The sequence below is a fragment of the Xanthomonas axonopodis genome, from assembly GCF_001304695.1.
Lineage (GTDB): Bacteria > Pseudomonadota > Gammaproteobacteria > Xanthomonadales > Xanthomonadaceae > Xanthomonas > Xanthomonas axonopodis.
On the sequence record NZ_JFAQ01000037.1, the window covers coordinates 18,891 to 35,891 of the forward strand.

Consider the following 17,001-nt stretch of genomic DNA (forward strand, 5'->3'; position numbering starts at 1 on the left):
CATTAGTCCCGGACACGGGCGATCCCCAGCAGGTCATACACGTTTCGCATCAGATCCAACTCTTGGTAAGGCTTGCCCAGGTAACGCTGCACGCCGATCTCGAAGGCACGCTGGCGATGCTTCTCGCCACTGCGCGAGGTAATCATCACGATCGGCACCGCCTTGAAGCGCGGGTCGGCCCGCATCGCGGTCGCCAGCTCGTAACCGTCCATGCGCGGCATTTCGATATCCAGCAGCATCAGGTCCGGCACGCGCTCTTCGAGCAGTTCCAGCGCCTCGACACCGTCGCGTGCGGTGGACACGTCCAAGTTGTGGCGTTCCAGCACGCGGCTGGTGACCTTGCGCATGGTCAGCGAATCGTCGACCACCATCACTAATGGCACCTGGCGCTGCGCTTCGGCTTGCGTTTCCAGCGACGGCCGCGCCGGCTGGGCCAGGAAACGACGGACCAGCGGGGCCACGTCCAGGATCACCACCACGCGGCCATCGCCGGTGATGGTGGCGCCGTAGATGCCCGGCACCGAGGCAATCTGCAGGCCCACCGGCTTGACCACGACTTCGCGGTTGCCCAGCACTTGATCGATTGCCACCGCCGCGCGCAGGTCGCCCGCACGCACCAACAGCAACGGCACCTGCGCCTGACCATCGGCACGCGCGGCGGCCTGGCCGACCAACGAGCCGAGGTCGTGCAGCACGTACTCTTCGCCGGCGTAGTGATACCCGCCCTCGCCCGACTCGTAACGGGTGCGCGAGATGCGGCCGATACCGCTGACCGAACCCACCGGCACCGCGAACGTCGTTTCGCCGATGCGGACAAACACCGCCTGGGTAACCGCAAGCGTTTGCGGCAGACGCAAGGTGAAGGTGGCGCCCTGCCCGCGTACCGAGTGGATATCCACCGAGCCGCCGAGCTGCCGCACTTCGTTGCGCACCACGTCCATGCCCACGCCACGGCCGGCCAACTGGCTGACCTGCTCAGAGGTACTGAAGCCGGAAGCGAAAATCAGGTTGTCGAGTTCGGCCTCGCTCAGCGCCTGGCCCGGTTCGATCAGGCCGCGCTCTTCGCCGCGGCGACGGATCGCCTCGCGGTCCAGCCCGGCGCCGTCGTCGGCCACTTCCAGCACGATTTCCGAACCTTCGCGGCGCAGACGGATCGCAATGCTGCCTTCTTCCGGCTTGCCGGCGTCGCGGCGTTGCTCGGGCGTTTCCAGCCCATGCGCCACCGAGTTGCGCAGCATGTGTTCCAGCGGCGCGACCATGCGATCGAGCACGTTGCGATCCAGTTCGCCCTGGGTGCCTTCCAGCACCAGGTGCACCTGCTTGCCGGTGTCGCTGGCCGCCTGGCGTACCACACGACGCAAACGCGGCACCAAGCCATCGAACGGCACCATGCGCGTGCGCATCAGGCCGTCCTGCAGCTCGGAGCTGACGCGCGACTGTTGTTGCAGCAGGCCGTCGTACTGACGCGACAGATCTTCCAGCACGCCCTGCAAGCCGCCCAAGTCGGCCGCCGATTCGTTCAAGGCGCGGCTGAGCTGCTGCAGGGTGGAGAAGCGGTCCAGTTCCAGCGGATCGAAGGTGCGATCGCCCTGGTCCTGTTCGCGCTGATAACGCGCGACGATCTGCGCTTCGGTTTCCAGATCCAGACGCCGCAACTGATCGCGCAGACGGGCGTTGGTGCGATCCAGTTCGCCCATGGCGCCACGGAACGCGCCCAGCTGCTGCTCCAGCCGCGAGCGGTAGATCGCCACTTCGCCGGCGTGGTTGACCAGGCGGTCGAGCAGGTCCGCACGCACGCGCACCTGTTCCTGCTGCACGCGCGGCAGGAAGTCTTCTTCGGCCTGGCCTTCCACCGGAACCGGGGCGGACAGCGGCGCCGGTTCCACCGACGCCTTGGCGATCGCGCGGACATCGGCGTCGCTGGGCGGTGCGGCATTGCGGCCACGGGTACGGGTTTCGAAGGCTTCCACCAGATCGGTCGGCATCGTCACCGCACGGTGCATGCCGGTGAGGGTCAGCAACTGGTGCAGGCGGTCGAAGCCACGCTCGAACAGACGCACGTCGTCGCGATCGATGTCGGTGCGGTTGGCCGCCACGGCTTCGAGCAGCGATTCGATCGCGTGACCGAGATCGCCGATGGCATTGATGCCGGCCATGCGCGCACCGCCCTTGAGCGTATGCAGATCGCGTTGCAGTCCGTTGAGGACATCGCGGTCTCCCGGCGCTTCGCGCATGCGCGCGATCAGGCCATCGCAATGGTCCAGCAGGTCGCGCCCTTCTTCGACGAAGATGTCGACCAGCTCGCCGTCGAGTTGATCGAAGTTCAGCGGACCGGCATCGAATGCCGCGCCGATATCGTTGCCAGCGGTTCCGGCACGCGCCGCATCTTCGACCGGGGCGCTGAACGCAGCGGCGGCGGTGTCTTCCGGCTCGTCGGCGCTGCGGTCGGTTGCGTGCTGATCTGCGGCGGCGTCGGCATGCTGATCGGCACCGGCATGGTCGCCAGCTTCCGTGTGACCCGCGTGCGCTGCTTGCTCTACGCTCTCGAACTGTTCTGCGCGCTCGGCATGATCGGCATGATCGGCCACGGCAAACGCATCGACTGCGGCCTGCTCATCCGCCTGCGCCGCGTCGTCGGAGGTGACAGTCTGCGTGTCGTGCAGCTCCGGCGCAGTCTCCGATTGCGGATCGCCCGCCTCTTCCACCTGATCGGCCGCATGCGCCATTTCGAATGCCTGCACCGATTCGACGGTGTGATCGGGCAGGACATCGGCATCGGCCTGCGCGGCGTCAACATGGTCAGCGCCTGCGTGCTCTGCTTCGGAATGCTCGGCTTCGGTCTGCTCGACTTCCGAGTGCTTCGCTTCGGAATGCGTGGCTTCGGCGGCTTCGGCGTCCTCGTGCTCCCTCGCGTGCTCCGCGTCGCCAGCATGTTCGCCGCAATGCGCATCCGTTTGCAGCTGCTCGCCGACATCGACGTACTGGTCCGACGGCACCTGCTCGTGGACGTGCTGCTGCGCATCGGCAGACGCGCCATCACCCGAATCCATCTGCTGATTCGCAGACGCATGCGCTTCCACCGCTGCGTGCTCGCCCGGCTGCGCGGCCTGTTCCAGAGGTTGCTGTTCGCCCGCATACGGCTCATGCGGCAGTGCTGCATCGCCGTGCTGCGCCGCCTCGTCTGCCGGCTGCTCGCCCGTGTGTTCCTGCGTGTGGGCGTATTCATGGCCAGGCAGATCGGCCGGCACGCTGTCCAGCGCTGCGGTTTCCGGGGTCCAGTCTTCCGCGGTCGTTGGGTTGGCGTCATCGGCCAACGTAGCGTCGGCGTGCGCGGCCTCCAGCGCTTCGATGCTCTCGATCGCTTCGTCAGCGCCTGCTGCAACCTGGTCCTCGTGCGTCGGCACATGCTGCGCCTGCGCATCCGCTGCCTGCTCGGCATCGGCTACAGCCAGCGCCTGTGCATCGCCCAATGCAGCTTCCGCATCGGCCAGCTCATCTACCGCAATGCTGTCGGCGTGCGTGCTGGTCGCGTCGGCGTCGTGCTCGCTGGACACCACCTCAGCAGATGCTTCGGTGGACACCTCTGCCGCGTGCTCGCCCGGAGCATGATCGTGCGCTTCAGTCTGCGCATGCTGCACTTCGGTGGCATCCCAGGCCTCGGCGTCGACCAGCGGCTTGTCGGCCGGCAGGTCGTGTGCGTCGATGCCCTGCGATGCGGCCCTGTCTGCCGATTCGTCTGGCGCAGCATTGCCGTGCAGCGCATCGGCAAGCTGCCCGGATTCGGCAATCGGTACCAGCGCGTCGTCGCTCGATGCAGGCACAGACTCGGCAGCGGCGTGGACATCTTCGTGCACGGCGGCATGGCCGGCGTCGTCGACCGCATGCAGTGCAGGCGCGTCCAGTGCGAGTGCCGAATCATGCTCGGCCTCGGCCAGCTCGTCCACAGAAATCGGCGCGTCGTCCGACTGCAGCTGCGCGGCTTCGGCATCTTGCGTCGATGCGGGCGCGTCGGACGGCAGCGCGCCGGCGTCCAGGTACTGCGACAGATCCTGCGCATCGGTCAGTTCGACCGGGGCAGCGCTGCCGTCTACCGTGGCGCTTGGCGCGTCGATATCGTCCAACTCGTCCAGGAACACCTGCGGCGGCCATTGCGCTTCCGGCAAGGTGTCCACCAGCGCGCGCAAGCGTTCGGTCAGGGGTGCGAACGACGGAATCAACGGCGCATCGGCGCGTAGTGCGGTCACCGTGGTGGCAATCGCCGCAGCGGTGGCGGTGAGTGCATCGAGCCCGTCCGCCGACGGCGTGACCGAGGCAGCCAGCAGGCGCTTGACGTAACTCTCGGCCGGCGTCGTCACCAAGGTGATTTCCGGCACGTCGGTCATCGCGAACGCGCCACTCATCGTGTGCACGGCGCGCAGCAATTCTTCGGTCGCCAACTGCGGCTCGGCCCGGCTGGCCTGCAGCCACCCGTTCACCGTGTCCAGATGCGTGGCGACCTCGGCTTCCAGGATCTCGCGCAGCACGCTGTCCACCGAAGCCGGCGTTCCGCCGCTGGCGGCAAACACGCCTGCGGCTGCCGCCGGAATCGCGACGGCGTCGGCCACCGGTGCCGCGGCTGCGGCTGCGGGCACGTAATAGACCTCTTCGCCAGCAGCAACGCGCTCGGCAATGCCCTGGATTTCAGGCAAATCGGCGCTGATGCGGCCCTGGTCGCGCAGCGCGGCGTTGAATTGCGGCAACACCTCGTAGGCCAGTGCGACCATTGCCACGACCGCCGGGCTGGCCGGCCGCGAATTATCGAGCACGCGGTTGAGCATGCTCTCAATCTTCCAGCTGAACTCGCCGAGCACGCTGGCACCGACCAGACGCCCACTGCCCTTCAGGGTGTGGAAGACGCGACGGATCGGGCGCAGGGTTTCCGGATTGGTGGGCGCGGCGCGCCACACCGGCAACAACTGCCCCAGGTTGACCAGCTCTTCGTCGAATTCTTCCAGGAACACGTCGCGGATATCGTGGTCGATATCGCTGTCGCCGAAGCCGCCGAAAATGCCGGCGTCGGCAGCCTCCTGAGCAGGTTCACTGGACACCGGTTCAGAGCTTGCCTGCGCGGTTTGTGCATCGGCTGCCACCGTCGGTACCTGCGGGCGCTCCACGTCGAACTGCGCGGCCGCTGCATCGAGCTGGGCCAGGAACGCAACGGAGGCGTCCAGCTCGAACTCGCTGACCACCGCCTGTTGCACGCGCGGGGCGACCGGCTCGGCTGCTGCTTCGGACGGGACGTCCTGCGGCTCCTGTGCCGGCTCGACGAACGGGTCGTCCAATTCCTGCGGCGGGCTCGGCGGCGGCCAGAAGGCATCTTCGATGCTGGTCTGCGCGCGACGCGTTGCGTTCTCGGCGATGAAATCCAATGGTGCGTCGGTCTGATCGGCGTCGCCAGGCAGGTCGATCTGCTCGATCTGCAGCGGCGCGTCCTCGGCAGCCAGCGGCTCGGCAGCGTGCTGCTGCTCCAGCGCGCTCAGATCTACCGTGTAGCTGACCTGCGTGGCCTCGTTGCCATCCTGCTCGGCCGATACCGGGTCGAACGCAGAGGCGGCGATCGGCGCGGCCTGCTCCGTGGTTTCCAGGTGCCATTCACCGGGCACCTGCGCGCCGTCGTCCGAAAGATCCAGCGGCGCCACGGTGAACGGCACGTGCGACTGGCCGGACACGGTTTCTTCGGCGGCTACCGGGTCGAACGAGAACACCGTATCGGTCGCCGCGGCGCCGGTGTCGTGCACCACGCTGACAGCGAACGGCGTCTCGACGATGGTTTCGTTCGTCCATTCCAGCGACGGCGAAGACGCGGCATCGTTGGCGGCCTGCGGCGCGTCGGCATGCTGCAACGGCGGAGCGGCCACTGGCTGCGGCTCGGCCGCGCTGCCCGGCTGGTCCGCTCCGACCGGCAAATCGGACGGCTGGCCCCACGGCAGCGGCCAGTAACGCAGCGTTTCCAGGCTGTTACACGTGATATCCAGAATTTCCTCGCGGCCGGGACGGCGCTCGCGCAGGGCTTCCAGGTAATACTCCAGGCTGGCCATCGCATCGGCCAGGGTGTCCAGCTGGCGTCCGCTGGGCACGCGCTGCTTGCCGATCAATTCCAGGTCGACGTAGCGACGCACGCCCTCCAGATAATCGGCAGCCTGCGGCAGCTCGAGAATGCGCAACGCACCGCCGACTTCGCCGAGCAGGTGCGGGACCTCGGCCAGACCCGCATGGTCCCAGTTGGTTTCGATGAAGGCGACGAAATGTTCGCGCGCCGCACCGAAGTTGGCGATCGCCTCTTGCGCCAGCACATCGACCGTGCGGCGGACTTCCGAAGAGTTGGCACTGTTGCTGACTTCGGTGCCGTCGCCCGGGTCGGCGCCGAGGCTGGCGACCTGATCGTCCAGCGACGCATCCACGTACAGCAGCGCGCCGGCAATATCCAGCAGCACGCTTTCGTCCATCTGGGTCTGGCCATCGACCACGCGTGCCAATGCATCGCGCTGCTGCACGACGACGCTGCGCGCCACGCCCAAGCCCATCATGCCAAGGGTGTCGGCAACGCTGCCCAGATCGTTGACCTGGGTCTGCAGCTCGGCGATCTCGCCGCCGGTGCGCAGATGCAGGTCCAGCGCGTCCTTGACGCGCAGCAATTCTTCCTTGACCGCATTGCCGACGGTGTCGAGCAACTCGCGATTGCGCCCGCTCAGACTGCCGCGCGCATGATCCAGCTCGGCCTCGGTGGCAACACCGGCCTGCGGGTCGAACGCGAACAGCACGCTTTCATTCAGACCCGGCTGGCCACGGGTGGCACGGATTTCGTTGAGCAGCGGCAGCAGCACGATCGGAATGTCGCGGTGACCGTTCTGCAAGCGCTCCAGATAATCGGGCAGCAGCACGGTGCCGCGCATCAGCATGGCGCAGGCTTCATCGCGGTCGGCGACCTCGCCCGCCTGCACGGCCTGGGCCAGCAGCTCGAGCTCCCCGGCCACCATGGCCGGCGCATACAACTCGATCATGCGCAGCGTTCCCTGCACCTGGTGCAGGTAGCCGGCGCAGAACCGCATCCGACTGGTGTCGGACGGTTCTTCGGCAAAGTATTCGATCTCGTTGCGCGCCTGGCGCAACGTCTCGTCCAGCTCTGGCTTGACCCAGCCCAGTGCGGCGTGACTCATCGCATCGCGAAGCGCACTCATTGCAGCCCCCTGACTACGACCGACTCGCCGCCAGCGCGGCAACTGGTCACTTCCTGCATCGACGTAATGCGACTACGCGCCATCTGCTGATCCTTTCCAGTTCCGCGTCGTGGTCACGCCGGCAGCTTGAAGTCGGCGACCGAACGGCGCAGATCGGCAGCGAGCTGAGCCAGGTTGCCGATCGATTCGGCCGTCCGCTCTGCACCCTGCGATGTCTGGCTGGTGATCTGTCGGATCACGCCCATGGTCTGTGTGATATCCGTCGCTGCGGCCGACTGCTGGTGCGCAGCGATGGAGATGTTTTTGATCAGGTTGTTCAAGGCGTTGGACACGCGCTCGATTTCGGTCAGCGCGGTGCCGGCGTCTTCGGCCAGACGCGCACCGGACACCACTTCGGAGGTGGTCTGTTCCATCGAACTAACCGCTTCGTTGGTATCGGCCTGAATGGTCTGCACCAACCCTTCGATGCGTCGGGTCGCACCGGAGGTGCGTTCTGCCAGGCGCTGCACTTCGTCGGCCACCACAGCGAAACCGCGACCGGCTTCGCCGGCCGATGCTGCCTGCACCGCGGCGTTGAGCGCCAGGATGTTGGTCTGCTCGGAAATGTCGTTGATCAGTTCCACGATCGAGCCGATTTCCTGCGAGGATTCGCCCAGCCGCTTGATGCGCTTGGAGGTTTCCTGGATCTGGTCGCGAATCTGGTCCATGCCCTGAATCGTCTCGCGCACCACGCCGGCACCTTCGGCGGCGATGACCACCGAGCGCTGCGCCACTTCGGCCGACTCGGTGGAGTTGCGCGACACCTGTTCGATGCTGGCAGCGATTTCGCTGATGCGCTCGGACGCATTGGTGATCTGGTTAGCCTGCTGGCCGGCCGCTTCGGCCAGCTGCATGGCCGTGGCCTGGGTTTCCTGAGTCGACACGGCCACCTTCGCGGAAGTGTCGTTGATGGTGGTCACCAGGTGACGCAGTTCGTCCACGGCGTAGTTGATGGCGTCTGCAATCGCACCGGTCATGTCCTCGGTCACCGAGGCCTCCACGGTCAGGTCGCCCTCACCGAGCGAGCTGATTTCGTCCAGCAGCCGCATGATCGCCTGCTGGTTGCGGCTGTTGAATTCCACCTGCGACTGGTAGCGCACGTCCTGCTCGCGGGTCCGCACGCGCACCGAGCTCCACACAAAGCCGATGATCGCCAGCAGCGCCACCAGGCCGGACACCACGCCCAGCCAGAAGTTCGGGAACAGGCGCGTGTCGCGCACCGAACCGAACGCCGAGAAGGCATCGAACAGCTTCTTGCTGTCTTCGAGCATCTTGCCCGAGCCAGCCGTCAGCGCGGCGGCCGAGGACTGTGCGGCGAACAGGTTACGCGAGCTGGCGAGGATGGCGTCGACGTCTTTCTTCATCGTCGTCCACTGCGCCTGCGACTGCTCCAGCGCCGACAACGCGGCCGGGTTGCGCACCGCAGCGATGCCGAGTTCTTCGTTGCCCGTGCGCAGGCCTTCGAGCATCTGCGTGAACACCACCGAGTCGCGTGCCAGTGCGTCGCCCGAGGCGTCTGCATTGGCGCCACCGGCGCGCATTTCAGTGACCCGGCGTGCCATGGTGCCGGCGACCACCACCTGCTGCAGCGTGTTGTAGATCTGCGAGGCAGGCGCGCCGCTGACCGTCATCGCGCGCACCGCTTCGTTCAACTGCGCCTGCAACTGCGGCACGCTGCCGGAGAAGCGCTCTGCGTTGCCGGCCAGACCGAGCACCGCCGGTTCGCTGGCGATGACCTGATCGGCGTTTTTGCTCAGCGGTACCCAGGTCGTCTTGAGCTGCGCCATCGAGCTGGCGATCGAGCTTTCCTGGCCGTAACGGCCATACAGCTCGCTGACCTTGCTGTCGATGCGGCCCTTGGTTCCCTTGAAGGCGGCAAAGGCCTTGGCGTCGCCGGACACCGCTTCGCGGCCCTGGTTGGCCAGCTGCTGCGAAAGCACCTGCAAGTCGGCCGCGCCGGTGCCGGCACCGGCAAGACGACTGCCCTGCCAGGTCGCGACGCCGGTATTGGCGCCAAACACGATCATCGACAACACCAGCAAACCAAGCCAGAAGCTGGTGCTGACGCTGCCGAGCTTGTTGGTCTTGCGGGCGTCCGGGGCGGTACTCATGGTTCGACCTCGATCTGTAGGACGTGGCGGGGTCGCGGCTTAGGCCGCGGCCTGCCGGAATTCAGGAGTGCGCGAAAGCAACGCCAGGGAAAACACACCCCAGTCCTGCGTCTCGTTGCGGAAGGCGCGGTCGATGAAATGGGCGTAGCGGCCTTGCGCCAACTCGCCGGGTTCCACCGCCTGGACCTGCTCGAAGCTGCGTTGGCCGTAGAGCTCATCGATGGTCAGCGCGACGTCGCCGCCGCTCTGACGCATGATCAGCACACGCTGGCCTTCCTGCAGCACCGTGCGACGGCCCTCCAGGAACTGCTTCAGATCGATCACCGGGAACAGATTGCCGCGCAGGTTGCCCACGCCCAGCAACCAGGGCTGTGCGCCCGGCACCGGAGTGACCGGCGGCATCGGCACGATTTCCGCCACGTCGCGGAAGTCCGAGACCAGTCGCCGGGTACCAACGCGATACCCCACACCGCGCCAGATGTCGGCCGAGAACTGGCGTTCCGGCAGCGGCGTGGCGTGCGCAAGACTACGATGTTCGTAGTCTTCGAGAATGTCGAATGGAGAGCGCATCAACGCACCAATTGTCTGATGCGCGCGATCAGGTCGTCTTCGCGCGGCGGCTTGACGATGTAGTCGCTGGCACCTTGTCGCAAACCCCAGGCCCTGTCGACTTCCATGCCCTTGGTGCTGACCAGCAGCACGGGGATGTCCTTGGTGGCCTGGTCGCGTGCGAGTGCACGGGTTGCCTGGAAGCCGCTCATACCGGGCAACACCACATCCATCAACACAAGATCGGGTGCCTGGCTGCGAACCAGCTCAAGCCCCTCTTCTGCATTATCGGTGGCGACGACCGTATGGCCTGCTTTTTCCAGCCATTGACTGAAGACTGCCCTATCGGTGGGCGAGTCCTCGATCAATATAATTCGAGCCATGTTGCCTTTCCCCCTGGTCAGGCGTGGACGTACGTGCGGATAGCGCTCAGTAGTTCTTCACGGGTAAACGGCTTGGTCAGATATTGCTCGGAACCGACGATGCGGCCGCGCGCCTTGTCGAACAGGCCGTCCTTGGACGACAACATGATCACCGGCGTCGATTTGAAGAGCTGGTTGCCCTTGATCAACGCGCACGTCTGGTACCCGTCCAGGCGCGGCATCATGATATCGACAAAAATGATTTGAGGTTGCTGGTCCGCAATTTTGGCCAGTGCCTCGAAACCATCCGTTGCCGTCACTACTTCACAACCTTCCCGCTTCAGCAGCGTTTCGGCGGTGCGGCGAATGGTTTTCGAATCATCGATGACCATCACCTTCAGCCCTGCGAGTTCCCCACCCGCAGCAATGTTTTCACTCATGCAAATATCCCCGGGCGCGCGACGCGTCATCCCTTCCGACGTCGCCACGAAGCTACATGTATATCCCAAGACCCGCATCCACTGTCAAGGGCGTATTGCCGGGGCCCCGCCAGGCGGACGTTCCGACCACGTCTGGGTGCGTCCCGGCCGGCAAGTCGCGCACTACGACCCGCCGGGCGCGCCATCGCCCATCGCTTGAAGTTACCATCGGCAGCTGGTTCGAAAGGTTTAGCCCCATGTCGCTCGACGTCGTTGTAGTGATGGATCCCATCGCCTCCATCAAGATCGCCAAAGACACTACGTTTGCCATGTTGCTGGAAGCCCAGCGCCGTGGCCACCGCCTGCACTACGTGCGCCCCTTCGCGCTCAGCCTGCGCGAAGGGCGCGCGGTGGCGCAGGTGGCGCCGCTGAGCGTGCGCGAGGACAAGACCAGCTGGTTCACGCTGGGCGAGTTCGCCGAACTGGCGTTCGGCCCCGGGCAGGTGGTGCTGATGCGCAAGGACCCGCCGGTGGATGCGGAGTTCGTCTACGACACCCAGGTGCTGAGCGTGGCGCAGCGCGCCGGGGCGCAGATCGTCAACGACCCACAAGGCCTGCGCGACTACAACGAGAAGCTGGCCGCATTGCTGTTTCCGCAATGCTGCCCGCCCACCCTGGTCAGCCGCGATGCCGCCGCGCTCAAGGCATTCGTGCTGGAGCATGGGCAGGCGGTGCTCAAGCCGCTGGACGGCATGGGCGGACGCTCGATCTTCCGCAGCGGCACCGGCGACCCCAACCTCAACGTGATCCTGGAAACGCTGACCGACGGCAACCGCAAACTGACCCTGGCGCAGCGCTTCATCCCCGACATCACTGCCGGCGACAAGCGCATCCTGTTGGTGGACGGCGAGCCGGTCGATTACTGCCTCGCTGCTGCTGCACGGCGTGCTGATCCTGGGGGTGGGGTTTGCCGTCAGCGAGGACGCACCGTTGGTGCCGACGCTGGATGTGATCTTCAGCCAGACCAGCACGCCGTTGACGCCCAAGCAGGCCGACTTCCTGGCCCAGGCAAACCAGCAGGGCGGCGGCGATCACGACACCGCGCAGCGCCCCCGGGACAGCCAGCCGGGCCTGGTGCCGCAGGACCGCACCGGGCTGGCGCCACAGGCGCAACGCGCCACCAGCGTGAACGCGCCCGAGCCGACCCAGACCCGGGTGGTGACCAGCCGGCGTGGCGAACAGGCCGTGCCGACGCCGCAGCCGAATCCGCAGACCGACCCGCTCTCCCCGGCCGAGGCGCAGCGCATCCAGCACGATGCCGAAATGGCCCGGCTCGCCGCCGAAGTACATCTACGCTCGGAGCAATACGCCAAGCGCCCAAACCGCAAGTTCGTCTCGGCCAGTACCCGCGAATACGCGTACGCGAACTACCTGCGTGCCTGGGTGAACCGCGCCGAGCGCGTGGGCAATCTGAATTATCCGGACGACGCCCGCCGCCGCCGGCTGGGTGGCAAGGTGGTGATCAGCGTGGGCGTGCGCCGCGACGGCAGCGTGGAAAGCAGCCGCGTGCTGATCTCCAGCGGGGTGCCGTTGCTCGACGATGCCGCGTTGCGCGTGGTGCAACTGGCGCAGCCGTTTCCGCCACTGCCCAAGACCAAGGACGATGTGGACATCCTGCAGGTCACGCGCACCTGGCTGTTCCTGCCCGGCGGCGAGCTGCACGACGATCGGTAACACGGTGCGTGTAGGTTGATCGCATGGCGCACCGCGCGAGCATGTGGCGACACTGACCGGGTAGAGACCGAGAGCGCAGCGGCACCTGCGCGACGGCAGGAGCAGGCGCATCTGCCTGCGCGGCCAGGAGCGATCGACATGCGGCCAGCGCGTGCAGCGGCACAGGCGTACGCCCGTGCCGGCGCAGGATCATCCGTGACCGGTTGCCGATCCGGGGCAGCACGCGGTACCGGCGCAGCACCTGTCGCATGCCCTATACGTCCCGACATCTTCGGCTGTCACTGCGGGCTCAGGCCCCTGATGCCGCCGCATGCAGCCGGTTGGCTAGCGCCACGATTTCTGCGGCATCCTGCACGCGCTCGCGCCAGGCGACGGGGATGCCCTCGATGCCGTAAAACGCGCCGGCAAGCTGCCCACAGATCGCCGCGGTGGTGTCCGCATCGTCGCCCAGGTTGGCGGCACGCAGCACGACCTCGACAAAGCTATCGGTGGCGGCAAAGCACCACAGCGCTGCCGACAGCGAATCGACGACATACCCCGTGCCGCGGATCTGCGCTGCGGGCACGGCCATATGATCGCGGATCGCCAAGGCGTGGACTGCAGGCGTCAGCGACGTTTCCGGCTGCGCGCGCAGCACCTGATCGCGCGTGCCTCCAAGCAGCGCGGCGCGCAGCTGGACCGCGAACAGCCGGCACGCATCCAGCGCTTCGACAGCGGCATGAGTGGTGCGCGAACTGTCGGCCGCACGATCGGCCAGTCCGTCAGGACGATGCGCGTAATACATCGCCACCGGCGCCAGCCGCATCAACGAGCCATTCCCGGCCGAGCGCGGATCGGTGCTACCGCTGAAGACCTCCAGATAGCGCTCCAGCGCCTGACGCACGGTCGCGCCGATATCGAAGCAGGCACCAGTGCTACTGAGATAACCGTGCCGGTACCAGTTGCAATAGCGGTTCATCTGGTCGGCCGCATCGAACCCCTGTCGATGCAGCAGGCTGTGCGCCAGGCACAAGGCCATCGAGGTGTCGTCGGTCCATTGCCCCGCCCGCAAGGCGAACGGGCCGCCGCCGCGCATGTCGTCGATCGGCGTGAAGCTGCCCGGCACGCAGAATTCCAGCGTGGCGCCAAGCGCATCGCCCACCGCAAGACCGAGCCAAGGCAACCGCGAAAACGCGCGCGCTGGGCAGCGTCGGTCATGGTGTTGCGCCGGCCGCCTTCGCCGCGCGGGCGGCCTGTTGCTCGACCAGGGTGAGTGCGACGTTGTCGCGCAGGTAGGCAGGTTCGACCCGCTCCGGCGCCACGCCTTCGCCGCGCCGCAGGGCCGGCACCGCGAGCGTGAGCAGATCGGCCGCACGCGGGAGGGCGGCTGCATCGACGCTGGTCAAGCGCGCGGCAAAGCGCCGTTGCAGCAGCGCATCGGCAGCCGCCAGGCCGGTGCCGACGCCGGCCATGCCCGTTGCGCTGCCGGTGTCGGGCAGCACGAGCGCGTCCGGCGCGCACACCACTTCCGGTGCCAGTTCCAGCAACGTGTCGCCATTGCGCGCGAAGACACCGGCATACACCTCGCCCATGCGTGCATCGATGCAGGCCAGCACCTGGCTCGCCTCGGCAGGCGCACGCAGGGCCAGCACCTGCAGCGTGGAAACGGCCAGCACCGGCAGGTCCAGCGCCAGTGCGATCCCTTGCGCAATGCCGATCGCCAGACGCACGCCAGTGAACGCGCCGGGGCCGCGGCCGACCGCGATCGCATCGAGCTGGCGACGGGCGATGCCTGCATCGGCCAGCAATTGTTCGGCCCACGGCAGCGCCAGTTCGGCGTGGCGGCGCGGCGCCAGTTCGAAGCGCTCGATCACGCGACCGTCTACACGCAGGGCGACGGAACAGGCTTCGGTGGATGTCTCGAAGGCAAGGACGTTCATGACAGAACCGCAATCAGGAATGAAGAAAACCGGTCGTCGCCGACCGGCAACGCGAGCATGCCATTGTCGCCCACCGCCGGTTCAACGCCAAAAAACGCCTGCACATCAGCAATGGCATGCGTGCGCGCAAACGGCGGCAGCGACGTCATAAAAGTGCGGCCGTAGCTTTTGTTCACCAGTCGCGGATCGCATAGCACCAGCACGCCACGGTCGGTTTCGCTGCGAATCAGCCGCCCCACACCCTGCTTGAGCGCGATCACCGCCTGCGGCAATTGCTCGTCGCGGAACGGGTTGCCGCCGTCGCGACGGATCGCCTCCAGGCGTGCCTCGAACACCGGGTCGTCGGGTGCTGCGAATGGCAGCTTGTCGATCACGACAACGCTCAAGGCGTCGCCCACCACGTCCACGCCCTCGCGGAAACTGGCCGAGCCCAGCAGCACGCCATTGCCGGAATCACGGAACCGCTGCAGCAAGGTCGCACGCGGCGCCTCGCCCTGCACGAACAACGGCCACGGTGCGCCGCGCAAGGCCTCTGCCGCTTCGCGCAGCGCACGGTGCGAGGCGAACAGCAAAAACGCACGGCCGTTGGACACTTCCAGCACCGGCGTCAGCGCGCCAATCAGGGCAGTGCCGAACCCACGCGCGGCAGGATCGGGCAGATTCGGCGGCAGGTAGCACAAGGCCTGGCGCGCCCAGTCGAACGGGCTGGGTTGCAGCAAGGTTGCCGGGTCGCTCAAACCCAGGCGCTGCGCAATGTGGTCGAACTCGCCGCCCACCGCCAGCGTGGCCGAGGTAAATATCCAGGCCGCGTGGGATTTTTCGCGGTGTTCGCGCAGCGGGCCGGAGACATCCAGCGGCGTGCGCTGGCAACGGAAGCCGCGCGGGCTGAGTTCGTACCAGAGCACATCGTTGTCGACCGTCTCTTTCGGCGGATCCTGCGCGAAATCGGCCACCGGCAGGTCTTCGCCCAGCCAGCGCGACAGGCGATTCAACGCTTCTTGCGCACGTGCCGTGCAGCCGTCGAAGCCCGGTGAGGCCTCACGCAACGGCTGCAGGGATTCGCCCAACCGTGCCAGCGACGACAGCACGGCATCGAACCCTTCGCGCACCTGCGGCTTGGCCAGCGCACGCCATTGCGTGCCGCGCGGCGGCAGCCCTTCCATCCCGGCACGCAGGCTGCGCAAGGCTTCGTCCAGGGCCAGGATCGGTGCCTGCAGGCTGGCCTGCGCGCCGGCAACCAGGCGCGCTTCGACCATGCAATCGCGCGCCAGCTCCTGCCAGGGCCGCATGCCGAAACTTTCGCCGAAGAAATTGGCTGCCAGTTCCGGCAACTGATGCGCCTCGTCGATGACGAAGGCCTGCGCACCCGGCAGGATTTCGCCGAAGCCCTCCTGCTTGAGCGCCAGATCGGCCAGCAGCAGGTGGTGATTGACCACCACCAGATCGGCCGCCTGCGCACGCTGGCGCGCCTGCACCACGAAGCATTCGCTGTAGAACGGGCAGTCGGTGCCCAGGCAGTTGTCGACGGTGGAGGTCACCATCGGCAGCAGCGGCGAGTCGTCCGGCAAGGCTTCCAGCTCGGCCATGTCGCCGAACTGGGTGCGCCCGCTCCAGGCCACGATGCGCTGGAACTGCGAGACCTGTTCGGGCGTGGCAAAGCGCGGTTCGCCACGCGCCTGCTGGGTGCGGTACTGGCACAGGTAGTTGGCGCGCCCCTTCAACAACGCACTGCGCAGCCCCACGCCCAGCGCGGCGCGCACCCGCGGCAGGTCGCGATGGAACAGCTGGTCCTGCAACGCGCGCGTGCCGGTGGAGACGATGGTCTTCAGCCCCGACAGCAACGCCGGCACCAGGTAGGCGTAGGTCTTGCCGGTGCCGGTGCCGGCCTCTGCCAACAGCACATCGCGCTGTTCGAACGCTTCGGCGATGGCTCCGGTCAGCCGCAACTGCGCAGCGCGTGGCGCGAACGCGTCGAGCTGGCGCGCAAGCGCCCCGCCCTCACTGAGCGCTTCGATGCTGGCAGTGGCAAGTTGGGACATGGGACCGAACGAAAAGCGACAGGAAGCACGACAGCCTAGCGCGTGCGCGGCGATGCTGCCGGATCGGCACGCGGCAAGCCGCTGAACGCCGCCGGGATCGCCGCAGCGCACGCTAGGTCAGCGCGCTGCGCATACCCGCCCTAGGCCGGAAGAGCGCGCGGCGGCGTGAACCGATGGACAGCGCGCTCGGCAGACTCGGATCGCCTGAATTAAGCCGCGCCGCGAAGTGGCGTCGGCTTGAACGAATTGTCAGACCGAACGCCTACGCAGCCTGCCCCACGGCTGGCGAAGCCCCACAAGATGCACCAAGCCAATGGCGAGACAGATCGACGAGCTCACGACCCAGAACGTCATGCTGTTGCCAGGGAAATATGCCATCACCGGGACGAACGCCGCACCCCGAACGATATAAACAACTGTGACCGCCGCCAGGACTGTTCGACGTAGCGGAAGCGGCCGGAGTACGCCTGCGGCCGAGAGTGCGTATGCACCCCAGATGGCCAATACGATGGCGATCGCAAGCGTGACCGCCGTGGGATACCAGTGGCCTGCAGCGTGAAGCTGGGCCATCTGCTCGCCGGCGCCCAAAAGGCGGAAGAGCGGCGCCCCCCC

9 protein-coding genes and 2 pseudogenes are annotated in these 17,001 nt (G+C 66.7%); 2 read left to right on the forward strand and 9 right to left on the reverse strand.

Annotated features, from left to right (window positions below):
• Positions 1 to 2 precede the first annotated feature (2 nt).
• The 5 genes from XAXN_RS03925 to pilG all read right to left on the reverse strand — a co-directional run bounded on the left by XAXN_RS03925 (position 3) and on the right by pilG (position 10,718).
• Positions 3 to 7,217 (reverse strand): hybrid sensor histidine kinase/response regulator, encoded by a 7,215-nt coding sequence (locus tag XAXN_RS03925; RefSeq protein WP_054318580.1) that lies wholly within the window; start codon positions 7,215 to 7,217, stop codon positions 3 to 5.
• Between the two features lie 113 nt (positions 7,218 to 7,330).
• The gene (locus XAXN_RS03930; protein WP_054318581.1) at positions 7,331 to 9,367 is read right to left on the reverse strand and encodes a methyl-accepting chemotaxis protein; all 2,037 of its coding nucleotides are present in this window, start codon (positions 9,365 to 9,367) and stop codon (positions 7,331 to 7,333) included.
• 39 nt (positions 9,368 to 9,406) lie between these two features.
• Entirely contained in the window at positions 9,407 to 9,937 is a 531-nt protein-coding gene (locus XAXN_RS03935; RefSeq protein ID WP_054318582.1) for a chemotaxis protein CheW, read from the reverse strand.
• Positions 9,937 to 10,299 carry a response regulator gene (locus XAXN_RS03940; protein ID WP_042824204.1) on the reverse strand — a complete coding sequence of 121 codons (363 nt, stop codon included), beginning with the start codon at positions 10,297 to 10,299 and terminating at the stop codon, positions 9,937 to 9,939. The genes XAXN_RS03935 and XAXN_RS03940 overlap by 1 nt, the downstream gene beginning before the upstream one ends.
• 17 nt (positions 10,300 to 10,316) lie before the next feature.
• On the reverse strand, positions 10,317 to 10,718 hold the full coding sequence (gene pilG / locus XAXN_RS03945; protein ID WP_005913706.1) for a twitching motility response regulator PilG: 402 nt from the start codon (positions 10,716 to 10,718) through the stop codon (positions 10,317 to 10,319).
• Positions 10,719 to 10,954: 236 nt separating this feature from the next.
• Here pilG and gshB point away from each other — a divergent pair.
• Both gshB and XAXN_RS03955 read left to right on the forward strand, forming a co-directional pair.
• A pseudogene (gshB, locus tag XAXN_RS03950) lies at positions 10,955 to 11,633 on the forward strand (glutathione synthase); the annotation flags it as partial.
• Positions 11,571 to 12,431, forward strand: coding sequence for an energy transducer TonB (locus XAXN_RS03955; RefSeq protein WP_054318583.1), 861 nt, complete (start codon positions 11,571 to 11,573; stop codon positions 12,429 to 12,431). The pseudogene gshB and the gene XAXN_RS03955, both read left to right, overlap by 63 nt.
• Before the next feature lie 289 nt (positions 12,432 to 12,720).
• On the opposite strand, the pseudogene XAXN_RS03960 reads toward XAXN_RS03955, so the two are convergent.
• From XAXN_RS03960 to XAXN_RS22675, 4 genes and pseudogenes are all read right to left on the reverse strand, one after another.
• Positions 12,721 to 13,628, reverse strand: a pseudogene (locus XAXN_RS03960) (ADP-ribosylglycohydrolase family protein).
• Positions 13,625 to 14,350, reverse strand: coding sequence for a tRNA (adenosine(37)-N6)-threonylcarbamoyltransferase complex dimerization subunit type 1 TsaB (gene tsaB, locus XAXN_RS03965; RefSeq protein ID WP_054318584.1), 726 nt, complete (start codon positions 14,348 to 14,350; stop codon positions 13,625 to 13,627). Before tsaB ends, XAXN_RS03960 begins: the two are co-directional and overlap by 4 nt.
• Positions 14,347 to 16,389, reverse strand: coding sequence for a DNA repair helicase YoaA (gene yoaA / locus XAXN_RS03970; RefSeq protein WP_054318585.1), 2,043 nt, complete (start codon positions 16,387 to 16,389; stop codon positions 14,347 to 14,349). The genes tsaB and yoaA overlap by 4 nt, the downstream gene beginning before the upstream one ends.
• Positions 16,390 to 16,638: 249 nt before the next feature.
• Positions 16,639 to 17,001: hypothetical protein (locus XAXN_RS22675; RefSeq protein ID WP_054318586.1), on the reverse strand; the 363-nt coding region annotated here is incomplete at its 5' end.

Bases quoted from the DNA above. Each gene is read 5' to 3' on its own strand.
- XAXN_RS03925 (WP_054318580.1), bottom strand. From the start codon at position 7,217: ATGAGTGCGCTTCGCGATGCGATGAGTCACGCCGCACTGGGCTGGGTC.
- XAXN_RS03930 (WP_054318581.1), bottom strand. From the start codon at position 9,367: ATGAGTACCGCCCCGGACGCCCGCAAGACCAACAAGCTCGGCAGCGTC.
- XAXN_RS03935 (WP_054318582.1), bottom strand. From the start codon at position 9,937: ATGCGCTCTCCATTCGACATTCTCGAAGACTACGAACATCGTAGTCTT.
- XAXN_RS03940 (WP_042824204.1), bottom strand. From the start codon at position 10,299: ATGGCTCGAATTATATTGATCGAGGACTCGCCCACCGATAGGGCAGTC.
- pilG (WP_005913706.1), bottom strand. From the start codon at position 10,718: ATGAGTGAAAACATTGCTGCGGGTGGGGAACTCGCAGGGCTGAAGGTG.
- tsaB (WP_054318584.1), bottom strand. From the start codon at position 14,350: ATGAACGTCCTTGCCTTCGAGACATCCACCGAAGCCTGTTCCGTCGCC.
- yoaA (WP_054318585.1), bottom strand. From the start codon at position 16,389: ATGTCCCAACTTGCCACTGCCAGCATCGAAGCGCTCAGTGAGGGCGGG.